A 16,736-nucleotide genomic window follows, 5' to 3' on the forward strand; every position below is an offset into this window, starting at 1 on the left:
CGCGGCGACGAGATGATTGGCATGGGCGTGACATGCGTGGCGGCGATCTTCGCGCACCGCCGCCGCTTTGAACAGGTCCGCGTCCGATCGCCGCGCTGTGACCCGGACCACAGGCGCGGGGGTCCGCGCGCAGTACCCTGGTCGCATGCCTCTGCTCGTACGCCGCCGCCACGTGGACTTCGTCCGCGTCACGAGCATGAGCTGTCGCCGCTCCGCCTGACCTGCCGGGGCCGTCACCTCCGTCACCCCGCGCCGGGTCCCTCATCCGAGCCCTGTCGACCGGCACCCGCGGCCCCCGCCCCACCCCTGGCGGCCGCCCCGGGCACCCGTACACCCCGCGGACGCACCCATGACCCACAGCAGCACCCTCGGCACCTCCACCCCGGCGACCCCCGGCACGCGTGCCGCCTCCCGCGCCGGCGCCCCCTCGGCCCCGGCCGCCCCGCGCAGCTCGTACGCCTCACAGCTCCCGATCGTCGACCTCTCCGCCGCCGACCGCGGACCCCAGGCCCGCCGGCTCCTGCACGCCCAGCTGCACTCGGCCGCCCACGACGTCGGCTTCTTCCAGCTCGTCGGACACGGCGTGACCGAGGCCGAGACGCAGGCCCTCACCCGCGCCATGCGCGCCTTCTTCGCCCTCCCCGAGGCCGACCGGCTCGCCCTGGACAACATCAACTCGCCGCACTTCCGCGGCTACACCCGCATCGGCGACGAGCGCACCCAGGGCGCCCGCGACTGGCGCGACCAGCTCGACATCGGCGCCGAGCGCCCCGCGCACACCCCCGCCCCCTGGGAAGCCCCCTACTGGTGGCTCGAAGGCCCCAACCAGTGGCCCGCCGCGCTCCCCGAGCTCCGCACCGCCGCCCTGCACTGGATCGACCGGCTCAGCGATGTCGCCGCCCGCCTCCTGCACGAGCTGCTCGCCTCCATCGGCGCGCCCGCGGACTTCTACGACGACATCTTCGGCCCGCACGCCCACCCGCAGCTCAAGCTGGTGCGCTACCCGGGCAGCAGCGGCGAGGGCGACGACCAGGGCGTCGGCGCCCACAAGGACTACGGATTCCTCACCCTGCTGCTCCAGGACCAGGTCGGCGGTCTCCAGGTCCAGCGGGAGGACGGGGACTTCCACGACGTGCCGCCGCTGCCCGGCGCCTTCGTCGTCAACCTCGGCGAACTCCTCGAAGTCGCCACCAACGGCTACCTCGTCGCCACCAACCACCGGGTCGTCTCCCCGCCCGGCGCGACGGAACGCTTCTCCGTCCCGTTCTTCTACAACCCACGGCTCGACGCCCGGATCGCCCCGCTCGACTTCCCGTACGCCTCACAGGCCCCCGGCGTCACGGCCGACCCGGCGAACCCGCTGTTCGCCGAGTACGGCTACAACGCCCTGAAGGGCAAGCTCCGCGCCCACCCGCTGGTGGCGGCCCGCCACCACGCGGAGCTGCTCCTGCACCCCGAGGGTCAGCCGGCGATGTCGGCGTAACCCTCGATCTCGCGCGGGTCCCGCTGGCCGGGACCCGTGTAGCGGGCCGAGGGGCGCACCAGGCGGCCGGTGCGCTTCTGCTCCAGGATGTGCGCCGACCAGCCGGCCGTCCGGGCACACGTGAACATCGACGTGAACATGTGCGCCGGGACCTCGGCAAAGTCCAGGACGATCGCCGCCCAGAACTCGACGTTCGTCGCCAGGACCCGGTCCGGGCGGCGGTTGTGCAGCTCCTCCAGAGCCGCCTTCTCCAGCGCCTCGGCCACCTCGAAGCGCGGCGCCGCCAGCTCCTTGGCCGTGCGGCGCAGGACGCGGGCGCGCGGGTCCTCGGCGCGGTAGACGCGGTGGCCGAAGCCCATCAGGCGCTCGCCCTTGTCGAGGGCCTGCTTCACGTACGCCGTCGCGTCGCCGGTGCGCTCGATCTCCTCGATCATGCCGAGGACGCGCGAGGGCGCGCCGCCGTGCAGCGGGCCGGACATGGCACCGACGGCGCCGGACAGCGCCGCCGCCACGTCCGCCCCGGTGGAGGCGATGACACGGGCGGTGAAGGTGGACGCGTTCATGCCGTGCTCGGCGGCCGAGGTCCAGTACGCGTCGACGGCCTTCACGTGCTTCGGGTCGGGCTCGCCGCGCCAGCGGATCATGAACCGCTCGACCACCGACTGCGCCTTGTCGATCTCGCTCTGCGGCACCATCGGCAGCCCCTGGCCGCGCGCCGACTGGGCGACGTACGACAGGGCCATGACGGCGGCGCGGGCGAGGTCGTCACGCGCCTCCTCGGCGGAGATGTCGAGGAGCGGCTTCAGGCCCCAGACCGGCGCGAGCATCGCGAGCGCGGACTGCACGTCCACGCGGATGTCGCCGGAGTGGACGGGGATCGGGAAGGGCTCGGCGGGCGGCAGACCGGGGTTGAAGGCGCCGTCGACGAGCAGGCCCCAGACGTTGCCGAAGGAGACGTGGCCGACGAGATCCTCGATGTCGACGCCGCGGTAGCGGAGCGCGCCGCCCTCCTTGTCGGGTTCGGCGATCTCCGTCTCGAACGCGACGACTCCCTCGAGCCCGGGTACGAAGTCGGACATCAGGCGGCTCCTCTATCGATGATCGATCAACCGGGTCACGGTCGATGGCGGGATTCAACAGTCGTCCGACCGAAGAGTCTGTACGGTTCCGATGATGCGGGGAAGCGTGACATCCGGCACACTGCGCCGAACCGGCGAGGGAGGGTTAGCGGCACGTGGTGCCGGGCAGACTCGCCCGCTGCGGCAGGATGATCCCGTGACCGACGCCCTGGACCCCGCCGCCATGCGCGAGCAGTACCGCACGATGGAGCTCCATCCGGCCGATCTCGCGCCCGACCCGATCGCCCAGTTCGCGCGGTGGTTCAAGGAGACCGCCGCCAACCCGGCGATCCACGAGCCCAACGCGATGGTCGTCTCCACCGCGACGCCGGACGGCCGCCCCTCCTCCCGTACGGTCCTGCTCAAGCACTACGACGAGGCCGGATTCGTCTTCTTCACCAACTACGGCTCCCGCAAGGGCACCGAACTGGCCGCCAACCCGCACGTCGCGCTGCTGTTCCCCTGGCACCCGCTGGCCCGCCAGGTCATCGTCACCGGCCGCGCCGCCCGCACCGGACGCGAGGAGACCGCCGCCTACTTCCGGACCCGGCCGCACGGCTCCCAGCTCGGCGCGTGGGCCAGCGACCAGTCCCGGGTGATCGGCTCCCGCGCCGAACTCCTCGCCCGGTACGCCGACCTGGCCGCCCGCTACCCCGACGGCCAGGAGGTCCCGGTGCCCCCGGAATGGGGCGGCTTCCGGGTCGTCCCGGACACGGTCGAGTTCTGGCAGGGCCACGAGAACCGGCTGCACGACCGGCTGCGGTACGCGCGCGCCGAGGACGGGTCCTGGTCCGTGGAACGCCTCTGCCCCTGAGGCCGGGCCCCGGCCCGGAACGCGGACGACCCGTGAGCCTTGGTCCCGTCCGCCTAGGTTCGGACAGGAGCCGGCCGGACTGACCGGCGACTCACGGGTCGGGTGACTGCGTTGGTGTTCGGCAGAAGGCCTGCCGAGGTGCACAGAGTGCGACGGCAGGCCTCAGCCCGCAGTCACCTCACGAGTCCGAAAAGAAACCATGTTTTCGGATCACCTCCTTTCGCGTGTACCCCCACCCTAAGAACCCCCTCGCGTCCGCTCAAGCGATTTAATCCGGCCGCTTCCGGATCCCCTGCCCAGCGTCCGGCAAGGCGCCCCGTCAGGCGTCCCGCCGGGTGACCGCCCACCACCCCGCGACCAGCGCCGCCACCGCCCACAGCGCCGTCACACCGAGCCCCGCCCAGGGGCCCAGGCTCCCGATCGGGTCCTGATGGAGGATCTGCCGCCCGGCGCGGTCCGGCAGGTAGTCGGCGACACCCGCCGAGACGTCCCCGATCACGAAGGACACCATCAGCAGGAACGGGATCAGCAGGCTCAGCACCGCCACCGCGCTGCGCAGCAGGAACGTCAGGCCCGCCGCGAACAGCGCGATCAGGCCCAGGTAGAGGCCCGCCCCGAAACAGGCCCTCAGCGCCCCCGGCTCGCCGAGCCCGATGGCGTGCTCACCCGCGAAGGCCTGCCCCGAGAAGAAGGTGACGAACGCGGTCACGAGCCCCGTGCCGAGCGCGGCCACGGCCACGACCGCCGTCTTCGCCGCGAAGAAGAGGCTCCGGTGGGGCACGGCCGCGAGCGAGTTCCGCACCGCCCCGTGGACGTACTCCGACGAGACGGCCGTCGCGCCGAAGGCGATGGCGGCGATCTGCGCGAAGTTGATCTGGAACAGGGCGTTGAAGACCGGGTCTCCCGCCCCGTCCGGCTCCGGACCGCCCACGGTGGCGTACAGGAGCACGTTGAAGACCAGCGCGACGGCGAAGACGGCGAGGAGCGACCCGAAACTCGACCGGACCGACCTGATCTTGATCCACTCGGAGTGGAGCACGGCGGTGGGGGACACGGTCAGACCTCCTGCGACGGCGGGACACGGCGGGTGGTGGCGAACTCGGCGGCGTCCGCCGTGAGCGCGAGGTACGCCTGCTCCAGGGAGGCGCGCTCGTCGGCCAGTTCGAACACGGGGATGCCCTCGCGGGCGGCGACGGCCCCGACCTGCTCGGCGGTCGCGCCCTCCACGAGCCAGCGGCCGCCGCCGTCGGCGCCGTCCGCGACCGCGTACCCCCGGCGCGCGAGCGCGGCCCGCAGCAGCACGGGATCGCCGGCGCGCACTCGCACGCGCGCGTGGCTGTGGGCGTCGATGAAGTCCCGCATCGGGACGTCGGCGAGGAGCCGGCCCCGGCCGAGGACGACGAGGTGGTCGGCGAAGGTCGCCGTCTCGTTCATGAGATGGCTGGAGACCAGGACCGCGCGCCCCTCCCCGGCGAGCCGGCGCAGCAGCCCGCGGATCCAGACGATCCCCTCCGGGTCGAGCCCGTTGGACGGCTCGTCCAGCATGAGGACGGCAGGGTCGCCGAGGAGCGCGGCGGCGATGCCGAGGCGCTGGCGCATGCCGAGCGAGAAGGTGCGCACGCGGCGCCGGGCGGCGCTCGCCAGCCCGGTCTCCTCCAGCACCTCGTCCACCCGCCGGGCCGGGATCCGGTTGCTGACGGCGAGGGCCCGCAGGTGGTCCCGGGCGGTGCGGGAGGCGTGGGCCGCCTGCGCGTCGAGCAGGGCGCCGACCGTACGGAGGGGCTCGTCGAGCGCCGTGTAGGCGCGGCCGCCGACCGTGGCGGTCCCGGAGGCCGGCCGGTCCAGGCCGAGCACGAGCCGCATGGTCGTGGACTTCCCGGCGCCGTTGGGGCCGAGGAAGCCGGTGACGCGGCCCGGTTCGACGGCGAAGGTCAGCCGGTCCACGGCCCGCTTGCCGCCGTACTCCTTCGTGAGGTCCGTGACATGGATGCTGGTCATGGCTCAAGGCTCGTCGCCGGGCGGCCTCCGGCCATCCCCCGCGCGGGGAGATCGCCTCCCCCGGGCGGGGGAGCCGTCCGCCCGGGCCGCCCTGCCAGGATGGCGGGATGCCCGGACCCCTGCGCCCGCTGCTCCGCGCGGTCACCTACACCCGCTGGCTCCACCTCCTGGTGGGGGCGGTCGTCCCGCTCGGCTGCGGCCTGATCCATCCCGGCCTCGCCGACCCCGGTCCGGCCGGCTGGGCGCTGGTCGCGCTCCTGCCGGTCCCGCTGCTCGCGGCGGTGGCCCTGGTCCCGTCGGTCCGGCGCGCGGAAGGGCTCCAGGCGCGGCTGATGCTGTTCCCCGGGGCGCACGCGCGCGTACGGACGGCTCACGGCAGGCCGGTCGGGACGCGCGGGCGGGCCGGGGAACGGGGAGGAGTCAGGCCCGGGGACCCGGCCGGGGACCCCGGGGTCTCCGCCGTCCCCTCCGCCTCCTGGACGGACCGGGCGCGCACGGCCGCCTGGCTGGTCCTGCGGGCCGAGGCGGGCCTGGCCACCGTGTTCCTGTCGGTGTGGCTGCCGCAGGTCGCGCTGACGCTCGCCGGGACGGTCGTGGAGGACCCGATCGCGGGCGCGCCCCTGCCGTCGCCCGCCGGCGGACCGGCCGCCGCCGCGCTCGCCCCGCTGCCCGTGCTCGTCCTCGTCGCCGTGGCCGTCACCGGCGGCGAGCTGATGGCCGCGGCCGCCCGCCGCCTCCTCGGCCCGTCGGTCAAGGAGCGCCTGGCGGCCCTGGAGGAGCGCACCGAGCGGCTCCTCGAACGCAACCGCATCGCCCGGGAGCTGCACGACTCCCTGGGGCACGCCCTCACCCTGGCGGTGGTGCAGGCCGGGGCCGCGCGGGCCGCCGCGGACCCGGAGTTCACCGACCGTGCCCTGGAGGCGATCGAGGAGACGGGCCGCGCCGCCCTGGAGGACCTGGAGCGGGTGCTGCTCCTGCTGCGCGAGACGGGCGGCCCGCCCGGTTCCCGTCCGGGCCTGGCCGAGGCGGACCGCCTCCTCGACTCGGCGCGTTCCTCGGGCGCGCGGGTCGGCGCCGAGGTGACCGGCCCGCTGGAGCGCGTGCCGGGCCCGGTCTCCCGCGAGGCGTACCGGATGCTGCAGGAGGGCCTCACGAACGTCCTGCGGCACGCGGGCCAGGTCCCCGTGGACGTCCGCGTCGCCGTGGAGGACGCCCGGCTCCGCCTCGAGGTCCGCAACCCCCTGACGGCGGGAGCCGCGGCCGGGGCGGGACCGGGCACCGGCAGCGGTCTGCGCGGCATACGGGAACGGGCCGCGCTCCTCGGCGGCTCGGCCCGCGCGGGCCGGGACGGCGACGGCTGGCTCCTCCGCGTCGACCTCCCCCTCCGCTGACCGGGAGCCCCGCGAACGCCTACCCTGGCCGGATGCCGATCACCGTCCTCCTCGTCGACGACGAACCGCTCGTACGGGCGGGCCTGCGCGCCGTCCTCGACGCACAGCCGGACATCGAGGTGGTGGGCGAGGCGGCCGACGGGGCCGCCGTCATCCCCCTCGTCCGCAGCCTGCGCCCCGACGTCGTCGCCATGGACGTCCGCATGCCCCTGATGGACGGCATCGAGGCGACCGAGGCGGTGCTCCGCACGGTCCAGGACCCGCCGAAGATCGTCGTGGTGACGACCTTCGAGAACGACGAGTACGTGTACGGGGCGCTGCGCGCGGGCGCCGACGGGTTCCTCCTCAAGCGGGCCCGCCCGGCCGAGATCGTGCACGCCGTCCGGCTGGTGGCCGAGGGCGATTCCCTCCTCTTCCCGGCGGCGGTACGGCAGTTGGCCGCCTCGTACGGCCGGGGGAGCGGCGGAACGGCGGCCCGGTCGGCCCTGGAGCGGGCGGGGCTCACCGAGCGCGAGGCGGAGGTCCTGCGGCTCGTGGCCCGCGGCCTGACGAACGCGGAGATCGCCGCCCGCCTGGTGGTGGGCACGGAGACCGTCAAGTCCCATGTGAGCGCCGTCCTGGCGAAGCTGGGGGCCCGGGACCGCACGCAGGCGGTCATCGCCGCGTACGAGTCGGGCTTCGTCTCCCCGGGCTGAACGCCGCGCTCGGATCGCGCAAGGATTTCGGTGAACCCGGTGTGTCCTGGGTCACGTTCCAGTTGAATGACCCCACCAGGGATGACCAGGGGGGTTACCGGGGGGAGTGCCGACGTGAGTGCCTTCACGGAGTCCACGAGCGACGCCGCGCCCGTGCCGGGAGCGGGCGCCGATCTGCTGGCCGCGCTGCTCGACGGCATGGACGCGGCGCTGTGCGCCTTCGACGCCGACGGGACGATCACCCACTGGAACCGCGAGGCCGAACGCATCCTCGGCTGGCCCGCGGCGGAGGCCGTCGGACGGCGCGGCTTCGCCGGCTGGGCGGCACGCAGCGCCGACGCCGGGGACATCCTCGCCCGGCTGATGCGCGCCATGAACACCCCGGGCCGGCAGGTCCACGACCTCGCCCTGCTGCGCAAGGACGGAGGGCGCGTCCTGGTGCGCAGCCAGTCCGCCGGGGTGCGCGGCGCGGACGGCGCCCCCGCCGGGGTGTACTGCGCCTTCAGCGAGGTCCACGTCCAGGTCGACCTGGAACGGTCCGTCGCCCTGAGCGACGTCCTGTTCGGCGACGCGCCCTGGGGGCTCGTCCTCACCGACGCCGACCTGCGCCCGGCCGTGGTCAACGGCCACGCCGCCCGCGCCATCGGCACCGCGCGCGCCGCCCTGCTCGGCCGCCCGCTCGGTGACGTGGTGCGGCAGGGCGTGGAGGAGCTGGAGGGCGCCCTTCAGCACGTCCTCGCCGAAGGCACCCCGGCGGCGCCCGCCGACGTGTGGGTGACGGTCGCCGGACCCGGCGGGGAGCGCAGGCGCTGCTGGCACAGCGCCTTCCTACGACTGGCCTCGCCGCTCACGGAGGAGCCGGTGCCGCTGGGCGTGGCCTGGCTGTTCCAGGACGTGACGGAGGAGCGGCTGGCGGCCCGGGAGGCCGACCGGATGCGGTTCCGGTGGAGCCAGCTGCACCGGGCGGGCCAGGCGGCCGCCGAGTGCGAGGACCCCGCCGAGGCGGCGGCGCTCCTGCTGGACTTCGCCCTGCCCGGCTTCGCGGACCACGCGCTCGTGGACCGGGTGGCGGGCGAGCGGCGCCTCACCCGCGCCCTGGCCACCCCGCCCGCCGTGCCGGGCCCGTCCGCGCCGGTCACCGGCGGCGGCATCCCGCTCCGGTACGGCCCCGCCCACCCGGCGCTCCAGGCGTGGGACCGGGCGGGCGCGGTGCGGGCGAGCGCGGGCCGTACGGCGGAGGTGTGGGCGGACGCCCACCAGTGGCCGGGCGGTGTGGCGCACGCGCTGTGCGTGGCGCTGCGCTCGCGGGGCCGGACGCTCGGCGTGCTCACCTTCCTGAGGGCGGCCGGGCGCGCGGCCTTCGACCGCCAGGACGTGGCGTACGGCGAGACGGTCGCGTCCCGGCTCGCGGCGGTGCTCGACCTGCTGCCCGGGGACGGCTGACGGCGGGACGGCGCCGGATGGCACGGGCGGTGCCCGGCCCCGTACGAAGCCGTACCGGCCCCGTACGGGCTCAGTGGCGGAAGAAGATCCGGTCGGCGTACTCGGTCATGACGCGGCCGTTCCACTCGTGGCCGCCGTCGACGTTCCCCGAGCGCAGCAGCGGCGGCTCGATGCCCCGCCGGACCAGTTCCTCGGCCGCCGCCGCCATGGTCGCCTGCATGAGGGCGCTGGTGACGACGGTCGACGCGGGCGCGAAGGGCGCCTCCACGGCCTCGTGGGTGAGCTCGGCGTCGCCGACGGCGATCTTCGAGTCGAGGACGACGTCGCAGTGGTCCTTGAGGTACGTGCCCGACACGTGGCGGGAGCGGGTCTCCGTGGCGTACGCGACCGAGGTGACACCGATGACCTTGAGGCCGAGCGCGCGGGCGTTCATCGCCATCTCGACCGGGAGGGCGTTGCGTCCGGAGAGCGAGACGACGATCAGCACGTCACCGGGCTTGGCGGGGGAGGAGTCGAGGACCGCCCCGGCGAGCCCGTCCACCCGTTCCAGGGCGGAACCGAGCGTCGCGGGCATGACGTCGACGCCGACGACCCCGGGCACGGCCAGCAGGTTCATGAGGGCGAGGCCGCCGGCCCGGTAGACCACGTCCTGGGCGGCGAGGGAGGAGTGACCGGCGCCGAAGGCGAAGAGGCGGTTGCCGTTCGCGACGGCCTCGGCGATCAGGGCCCCGGCCTCGGCGATCTCGGCGGAGTCCTCGTCCCGGACCCGCTGCAGCAGGCCGATGGCGGCGTCGAAGAACTGTCCGGCCAGCTTGCTCTCGCCCATGGCGGCGACTCCTTCTGCTCGTGGTCGCCGCTCACGGTGCGGTCTGGACCATTGCTCTGTCAATACCGCCATACCTCCGTGAGACCCGGTTGCCGGTGCGATGCGTCAGAATTGGTGGAGGGCCAGCGCACGACTCATCGAGGGGCACGTATGTCCGGACTGATCGACACCACGGAGATGTATCTCCGCACCATCCTCGAGCTCGAGGAGGAAGGCGTGGTCCCGATGCGCGCCCGGATCGCCGAGCGGCTCGACCAGAGCGGCCCGACGGTGAGCCAGACCGTGGCCCGGATGGAGCGCGACGGCCTGGTGGCCGTGGCGAGTGACCGCCATCTGGAGCTGACGGACGAGGGCCGCCGCCTCGCCACCCGGGTCATGCGCAAGCACCGGCTGGCGGAGTGTCTCCTCGTCGACGTCATCGGCCTGGAGTGGGAGCAGGTCCACGCCGAGGCCTGCCGCTGGGAGCACGTAATGAGCGAGGCGGTGGAGCGCCGCGTCCTGGAGCTGCTGCGCCACCCGACCGAGTCGCCGTACGGGAACCCGATCCCGGGCCTGGAGGAGCTGGGCGAGAAGGCGGAGGCGGAGTCCTTCCTGGACGACTCGATGGTCTCGCTGGCGGAGCTGGACGCGAGCGGCGAGGGCAAGACGGTGGTCGTCCGCCGCATCGGCGAGCCGATCCAGACGGACGCGCAGCTGATGTACACGCTGCGCCGCGCGGGCGTGCAGCCCGGTTCGGTCGTCTCCGTGCGCGAGTCGCCGGGCGGTGTCCTGGTCGGCTCCAGCGGCGAGGCCGCCGAGCTGGAGGCGGACGTCGCCTCGCACGTCTTCGTCGCGAAGCGCTGACCCCGGCGACGGCCGGCGGACGGGTGAGGGGTGCCCCCGTGGCACCCCTTTCGCGTGCCCGGAGGCCGTATGCCACCCCCCGGTCAGAGATACGGGGAGGCGAGGCCCCGGACGCCGAGCGCGAGGATGCCGAGGCTGAGGACCAGGTAGAGGGCGCGCTTCACCATGGTCCACGCCAGCGGCTCCGGGAAGGCGTGGACTCCCGGCTGTTCCGGGTCGTAGACGAGGTGCGCGGTGACCGCCGAGCGGCCGCTGTGGTGGACGCGTTCGTTGCCGCTCGTGTCGGTGTACGTGAAGTAGCCGTGCCGTTTCCCGTTGGGGTAGGTGCCCCGCGTGGCGATGACGGTGATGCCCCGCCGGGCCAGGTTCACCCGCTCGTGGGCGTTCACCACGGTCCCGAGGACGCAGCCCAGGCCGATGAGCGTCCCGAGGACGGACAGCGTGGTGACGAAGGCGTCGGCGATGCCGTGGGTGCCGCCGACCCAGGCCACGTAACCGACGTAGGCGAGCAGGACGGCGATGCCCGCCGTCCACCACGGCCAGTTCCTGCGGGCTTCCTTCTCCTCGGTGGTGACCAGGGCGCTGCCGGCCGGGTCGCGCTCCTCCGGCAGCGCCTTGACGAGTGCGGTGAGGAACGCCTCCGTGGCGGTCGGGTTGCCGCCCGGAATCCGGTGGACCTGCCCGTCGGTGAGGTGGACCTCGATGGCCGTCCCGCCGTCCTTCTCCGCCCTCTCGACGGCCACGAGGGGGATCTCGACGCGTATCCGCCCTCTGTCCTTCGAGAGGCTGAGGCGGTCGGGTTCGAGGACGGCGGTGTCGCCGTCCTTGATGAGTACCTGGGTGGACGTCATGTTCCCTGGACGCGTGCGGGGGCGGTCCGGTTGCGCGGGGAACGGGTCACGAAGAGGTATCGCCTCGGTCCGCACGGTGCCGGCTCCGCCATGCGCCCCGCTTTACGCCGGAATGGCCCCGCGCGGGCCCTCGGCGTGCCACGCTGGAGCGGACCGCGCGCGCTGCGTGACCGGACGGATGCCGGGAGGGGTGGGGCCATGCGACCGGCGAGGGTCGTACGCCGACTGCCGGGCGTCCCGGAGGTGTGGGGCCGCCGGGCGGTACGGGGCCCCGGCGCCCTGGGGCGCCGGGGCCTGTCCTCCCCTGTTCCGACCTGGAGCCCCGAGCTCTCAAGGTCGTTCCCTTCGGACCGTTTTCCCCGAGCGGTCCGCCTCCCGTTGAAGATCTCCCCTCGGCAGCGGGCGTCAATCCTTGAGCCGTGTCACTCGAACGAGGGGTGTTGGGCGGCAGCGGCGCATTTTCGAATGCGAGTTCGATAGTCTGGCGAGGTTGGACGGGAAAGAGGGGGTGCCAGGGATGGCGCGACGACTCGACGTCACCGGGGCCGACGGCGTACGCCTGGCGGCCTGGGACTTCACGCCCCGGACCGCCGCGCGGACCGGCCGCCAGGCGCCGCCGGAGGCCGTACCGCACAGTGCTCCGCCCGGCACCGCCCTGCCCGCGCAGGCCGGACCGGTGCCGACGCCTCCGCGAGGACGGGCGGCCGCCCGGCACGCGGCCGCCGCCGGCGCCGACGTCTTACTCCTCCACGGCCTCATGGGCCACGCCGGCCACTGGGCGCGGGCCGCCCGCGCCCTGTCCGGCGGTCACCGCGTCGTCGCCCTCGACCAGCGCGGCCACGGAGCCAGCGAGAAGCCCCCCACCGGCCCCTTCACCCGCGAGGCGTACGTCGCGGACGCGGCCGCCGCCGTCGAGCAGCTCGGCCTCGGCCCGGTCACCGTCGTCGGCCACTCCATGGGGGCCCTCACCGCCTGGCAGCTGGCGGCCGAACGCCCCGACCTGGTGCGCGCCCTCGTCATCTGCGACATGCGGGCCTCCGCCCTCGGCGCCGCCTCCCAGCGCGCCTGGCAGGACTGGTTCCGCGGCTGGCCGCTGCCCTTCCCGTCCCTCGACGCCGTCCACCGCTGGTTCGGAGAGGAGGACCCCTGGGTCGAGCGGCCCAACCCCGCCCGCGGCGCCTTCTTCGCCGAGGTGATGGCCTCCCACCCGGACGGCTGGCGCCCGGTCTTCGATCCGGCGCAGATGCTGTCCTCACGCGAGACCTGGGTGCACGACGCCCACTGGGACTCCCTCGCCCAGGTCCGCTGCCCCGCCCTCGTCGTCCGCGGCCTGGACGGCGAACTGGGCCGCGCCGAGGCCCAGGAGATGGTCCGGGTCCTGCCCCGGGGGGCGTACGCGGAGATACCGGACGCCGGGCACCTCCTCCACTACGAGTGCCCCGAGGCCTGGGCCGAGACCGTCCAGCCCTTCCTCACCGGGGTCCTGACGGCCTGAGCCCACCCCGCCGTCACCGGCCCGCGCGCCGCCGGGTAGGGTCCGCTCCCGCGGCGCGTCGAGGCTTTCTCCGCGCCGTCGTCAAGAAGGAGAGACTTTGCGCACTTCACTGCTGCGGCGCCTCGTCACCACGGTCACGGCGCTGGGGCTCACGTCGCTCGGCATGGTCGGCGCGGGCGCGGCGCCGGCCCAGGCCGCGGTCAGCGACTGCCCGTCGGGTTACTTCTGTGCCTGGAAGTCCGACAACGGCACCGGCACGATGTACAAGACGAACACGAACGCGCCGACCCTGGGCAGCTGGGACAACACCTTCCGCTCGGTCGTCAACCGCACCAACAAGTTCGCCTGCCTGTACGACGACCCGAACCACGGCCTCGTGGGCGGTGTGACGGTCGTCGAGTCCAGCCCCTCGGGCAGCGAGTGGGGCGGCCCGGGCAGCGACTCGATCAGCTCGGTCAAGTTCGTCCCGACCGAGCGCGAGTGCGTGCTCCCGGCCTACCCGACCTGGCACGCCGCCACCGCGCCCAAGGCCGCCGGCTTCGGTGACCTCAACGCCGACCGCGTCTCCGACATCGTGGTCCGCGACACCGCCGGCCGCCTGTGGTTCCTGCCGGGCGACGGCTCGGGCAAGCTCGTCGGCACCGGCGGCTGGAACGTCTTCAACAGCCTGATCCGCCACGGCGACTACAGCCGCGACGGCCGCGAGGACGTCATCGCCCGCGAGGCCGCCACCGGCAAGCTGTGGCTGTACCCCGGCACCGGCACGGGTACCCTCGGCGCCCGCACGCTCATCGGCACGGGCGGCTGGAACGCCATGAGCCGGCTCGTGGCCTTCGGCGACCTCAACGGCGACACCCGCGCCGACCTCGTCGCCGTCGAGAAGTCCACCGGCAAGCTGTGGCTCTACCCGGGCACCACCACCGGCACCCTCGGCGCCCGCGTCCTGCTCGGCACCGGCGGCTGGAACGGCATGAACGCCCTGGTCGGCGCCGGTGACATGAACGGCGACGGCAAGAGCGACCTGGTCGCCCGCGAGGCGTCCACCGGCAAGCTGTTCTTCTACCCGGGCCGCACCAGCGCCTTCGGCCCGCGCGTCATGATCGGCTCCGGCGGCTGGAACGCCATGGAGACCGTCCTCGGCGTCGGAGACTTCAACGGCGACGGCAAGCACGACCTGACCGCCGTCACCAACGAGAACTTCGACAGCGACGCCTGCTACGCCGACGGCTGCCTCGTCCAGTACACCGGCACCGGCACCGGCGCGATCGCGCCCGGCTCCGTCGAGGCCGACGACTGGTGGAACCTCAACGGCGCCTTCTGACCCGCCGCCCCGGTCCGCACCACCGCAGGCCCCCACCCCACCGGGGGTGGGGGCCTGCGGCCGTGCCCCTTCCTCGTACAACCATTCGCCTCGCGGCGAGTCTCATCCGGTGTGGCGCACGGTGCGCCTGCTGACTCCTGGAGGAAACGCACGTGCCTCTGGCCCGTCCCGTCCGACGCCGGCTCACCGCCGCCGTCACCACCGTCCTCGCCGTCACCCTCGGCGCGGGCGTCCTCACCACCTCCGCGCACGCCGCCCCCGCCACCACGGCGACCACGGCGCCCGCGACGACCACCGACACGGTCTCCGTCCGCTACCCCGGGTCCGCCACGCTGACCGCCGCCGGCGTGACCGGTTTCCTGACCCGCGACCAAAACAACCTCAACCGTTGGCAGCGGTACGCGGACGGCGGTGGGCAGGCCTACGACGGCCGCGTCGAGCAGACGTCCACGCGCACCACCGACTACCTCGTCCACAGCGGGCTCTACCAGGTCACCCAGCGGAACCTGCGCACCTTCGGCGCGCTCGACGTCCCGCTCTCCTCGGCGGCCGACGGCCCGAAGTACGCCGGTGCGGCCGGTGACGCCGTCTTCACCACCGTCACCACCGGGACCGGCACCGTGCTCCGCAAGCACACCGAGGCGCAGCCGAACACGGCGGTCACGGGCCTGCCCGCCGACGCGACCCGTGTCAAGGTCGCGCCCGGCACCCCGGACCACGCGCTGGTCACCTTCGCCCAGGGCACGGCGGCCAAGTGGGGCCTCCTCGACCTCACCACCGGTGCCGTCGGCACGATCCGGGACGGGATGGCCGCCCCCACCGCCGACCGTGCCGTGTCCCCCACCCACGTCGCCTGGATCGAGGGGGACAACACCCAGCAGCCCAGGCTGTTCGTCCTGGACCGCGCCACCGACGAGGTGCGGGAGGTCCCGCTGCCCGACGTGTGGAGCGGCGACCTCCAGATCGGCCTGGCCGACGGCTGGGTCGTGTACGGAGAGGGCGGCGGGTTCCGTTCCCCGCAGCAGACCGCGCTGCACCCCCTCACGGCCCGCAACCTGGCCACCGGCACCACGGTCAAGCTCCTCGACCACGTGCTCTCGTCCGCGGCCGCCCCCGACGGCAGCCTCTACGTGCGCGGCGGCCTCCTCGGCCGCGGCGAGGGCCTGTACCGGATCACCGCCACCGGGGACACCACCCCGCAGGCCGTCATGGTCGCCACGACCGGCGAGCCCACCGAGGTCGTCCTCACCGGGGACCGCGCCCCCCGGACCGTCGACCTCGACGCGGCCGACGGCGCCCGCTTCGCCTGGGACCTCTCCCGGGACCTGAAGCAGGTGACGGTCACCCTGCGCCACGTCCGCACCGGGAGGACGGCACACACCTACGTCCACGCGACGAGCTCCGGACAGCTGACGTACGACTGGAACGGCCACCTCGGCGACCACGCCATGGCCGCGTACAACGGCGCCTACACCTGGCACGTCACGGGGAAGCCCGCCAACGGCCTCGGCCCGGACCTCGACGCCCGGGGCACCTTCACGGTCGTCCGCGAGCCCGCCCCGCACGACTTCAACGACAACGGCACCCCGGACCTGCTCACCCGGGACGCCGCCGGCCGCCTCTGGCGCACCGACACCCTCCACAGCCCCGAGTACGGCGAGCTGATGCCCGCCGAACCCAAGGCCTCCCTCGGCTCCGGCTGGAACGTCTACGACCGGATCGAGGCCACCGGCGACCTGGGCGGTTCCACCGTCGGCGACCTCCTGGCCCGCGACACGACGGGCGCGCTCTGGCTCTACCAGGGCACCGGCACCGGCGGCTTCGCCGGGCGCGTCAAGGTGGGCACCGGCTGGGGGATCTACGACAGGATCACCGGCGGTTCCGACCTGAACGGCGACGGGAAGAACGACCTCCTCGCCACCGACCGGTCCGGCGGCCTCTGGCTCTACCCGGGCACCGGCAACGCCACCGCCCCCTTCTCCGCCCGCAAGAAGGCCGGCACCGGCTGGGGGATCTACAACGACCTCACCGCCACCGGCGACCTCGCGGGCGGCCCGGCCGGTGACCTCGTCGCCCGGGACACGGCGGGCGTCCTCTGGCTGTACCTCGGCAAGGGCGACGGCACCTTCGCGCCCCGCGCCCGGCTCGGCGCGGGCTGGAACGCGTACAGCCACCTCGTCGGCGTGGGCGACGCCGACGACGACGGCCGCGCCGACCTCCTCGCCCTCGCCCCGCACACCGACAACTGGCTGTACCGGGGCACGGGCGACTGGCGGGCCCCCTTCAAGCCACGCCAGACCGCCCTGTCCTTCATCCCCACGGACGGCACCCAGCCGGTCGCCTGACGGACGCTCGCACCGAAGCCCGCTCGCGTTCGCCGCCGTGGGCGATCTCTTCCCCGCGGTCTTCGACACCCCGGACGGCCAGGAGCCGCCCTGGGACGACGTCCGGCCGCTCC

General features: G+C 74.2%; 14 protein-coding genes. 9 read left to right on the plus strand and 5 right to left on the minus strand.

Going from position 1 to position 16,736, the window contains the following annotated elements; all coding sequences use genetic code 11:
- Positions 1-349 precede the first annotated feature (349 nt).
- On the plus strand, positions 350-1,483 hold the full coding sequence (locus ABTY40_RS29405) for an isopenicillin N synthase family dioxygenase (RefSeq protein WP_352062297.1): 1,134 nt from the start codon (positions 350-352) through the stop codon (positions 1,481-1,483).
- On the opposite strand, the gene ABTY40_RS29410 is transcribed toward ABTY40_RS29405, so the two are convergent.
- Entirely contained in the window at positions 1,462-2,562 is a 1,101-nt protein-coding gene (locus tag ABTY40_RS29410; RefSeq protein ID WP_309050181.1) for a citrate synthase 2, read from the minus strand. The genes ABTY40_RS29405 and ABTY40_RS29410 overlap by 22 nt on opposite strands.
- A gap of 223 nt (positions 2,563-2,785) precedes the next feature.
- Between ABTY40_RS29410 and pdxH the strand changes: the two genes are divergently transcribed.
- A complete protein-coding gene (gene pdxH / locus ABTY40_RS29415; RefSeq protein WP_345279030.1) occupies positions 2,786-3,415 on the plus strand; it encodes a pyridoxamine 5'-phosphate oxidase in 630 nt (209 codons plus the stop codon).
- A gap of 319 nt (positions 3,416-3,734) precedes the next feature.
- Here the strand turns inward: pdxH and ABTY40_RS29420 are convergent, their stop codons facing one another.
- Together ABTY40_RS29420 and ABTY40_RS29425 are read right to left on the minus strand one after the other, a co-directional pair.
- On the minus strand, positions 3,735-4,469 hold the full coding sequence (locus ABTY40_RS29420; RefSeq protein ID WP_352062298.1) for an ABC transporter permease: 735 nt from the start codon (positions 4,467-4,469) through the stop codon (positions 3,735-3,737).
- Positions 4,470-4,471: 2 nt separating this feature from the next.
- Positions 4,472-5,413 carry an ATP-binding cassette domain-containing protein gene (locus ABTY40_RS29425; RefSeq protein WP_352062299.1) on the minus strand — a complete coding sequence of 314 codons (942 nt, stop codon included), beginning with the start codon at positions 5,411-5,413 and terminating at the stop codon, positions 4,472-4,474.
- Between the two features lie 107 nt (positions 5,414-5,520).
- Here ABTY40_RS29425 and ABTY40_RS29430 point away from each other — a divergent pair, with 107 nt between their 5' ends.
- From ABTY40_RS29430 to ABTY40_RS29440, 3 genes are all read left to right on the plus strand, one after another.
- The gene (locus ABTY40_RS29430; protein ID WP_352062300.1) at positions 5,521-6,804 is read left to right on the plus strand and encodes a sensor histidine kinase; all 1,284 of its coding nucleotides are present in this window, start codon (positions 5,521-5,523) and stop codon (positions 6,802-6,804) included.
- Positions 6,805-6,836: 32 nt separating this feature from the next.
- Positions 6,837-7,499, plus strand: a complete 663-nt coding sequence (locus tag ABTY40_RS29435) for a response regulator (protein WP_352062301.1) — start codon at positions 6,837-6,839, stop codon at positions 7,497-7,499.
- 81 nt (positions 7,500-7,580) lie between these two features.
- Entirely contained in the window at positions 7,581-8,942 is a 1,362-nt protein-coding gene (locus ABTY40_RS29440; RefSeq protein ID WP_502990706.1) for a PAS domain-containing protein, read from the plus strand.
- 70 nt (positions 8,943-9,012) lie between these two features.
- Here the strand turns inward: ABTY40_RS29440 and ABTY40_RS29445 are convergent, their stop codons facing one another.
- Positions 9,013-9,768 (minus strand): SIS domain-containing protein, encoded by a 756-nt coding sequence (locus tag ABTY40_RS29445; protein ID WP_345278670.1) that lies wholly within the window; start codon positions 9,766-9,768, stop codon positions 9,013-9,015.
- 150 nt (positions 9,769-9,918) lie between these two features.
- On the opposite strand from ABTY40_RS29445, the gene ABTY40_RS29450 reads away from it, so the two are divergent.
- Positions 9,919-10,611 carry an iron-dependent transcriptional repressor DtxR gene (locus ABTY40_RS29450; RefSeq protein WP_309050174.1) on the plus strand — a complete coding sequence of 231 codons (693 nt, stop codon included), beginning with the start codon at positions 9,919-9,921 and terminating at the stop codon, positions 10,609-10,611.
- 83 nt (positions 10,612-10,694) lie between these two features.
- Here the strand turns inward: ABTY40_RS29450 and ABTY40_RS29455 are convergent, their stop codons facing one another.
- Positions 10,695-11,462 carry a hypothetical protein gene (locus ABTY40_RS29455; RefSeq protein WP_352062303.1) on the minus strand — a complete coding sequence of 256 codons (768 nt, stop codon included), beginning with the start codon at positions 11,460-11,462 and terminating at the stop codon, positions 10,695-10,697.
- Positions 11,463-11,979: 517 nt separating this feature from the next.
- Here ABTY40_RS29455 and ABTY40_RS29460 point away from each other — a divergent pair.
- The 3 genes from ABTY40_RS29460 to ABTY40_RS29470 all read left to right on the plus strand — a co-directional run bounded on the left by ABTY40_RS29460 (position 11,980) and on the right by ABTY40_RS29470 (position 16,623).
- Positions 11,980-12,957, plus strand: coding sequence for an alpha/beta fold hydrolase (locus ABTY40_RS29460; protein ID WP_352062304.1), 978 nt, complete (start codon positions 11,980-11,982; stop codon positions 12,955-12,957).
- A 97-nt stretch (positions 12,958-13,054) separates the two neighbouring features.
- On the plus strand, positions 13,055-14,278 hold the full coding sequence (locus tag ABTY40_RS29465) for an FG-GAP-like repeat-containing protein (protein ID WP_352062305.1): 1,224 nt from the start codon (positions 13,055-13,057) through the stop codon (positions 14,276-14,278).
- A 152-nt stretch (positions 14,279-14,430) separates the two neighbouring features.
- The gene (locus ABTY40_RS29470; protein ID WP_352062306.1) at positions 14,431-16,623 is read left to right on the plus strand and encodes an FG-GAP-like repeat-containing protein; all 2,193 of its coding nucleotides are present in this window, start codon (positions 14,431-14,433) and stop codon (positions 16,621-16,623) included.
- The last annotated feature ends 113 nt before the right edge of the window (positions 16,624-16,736 follow it).

The organism is Streptomyces sp. NPDC126503 (assembly GCF_040302405.1).
Lineage (GTDB): Bacteria > Actinomycetota > Actinomycetes > Streptomycetales > Streptomycetaceae > Streptomyces > Streptomyces gulbargensis.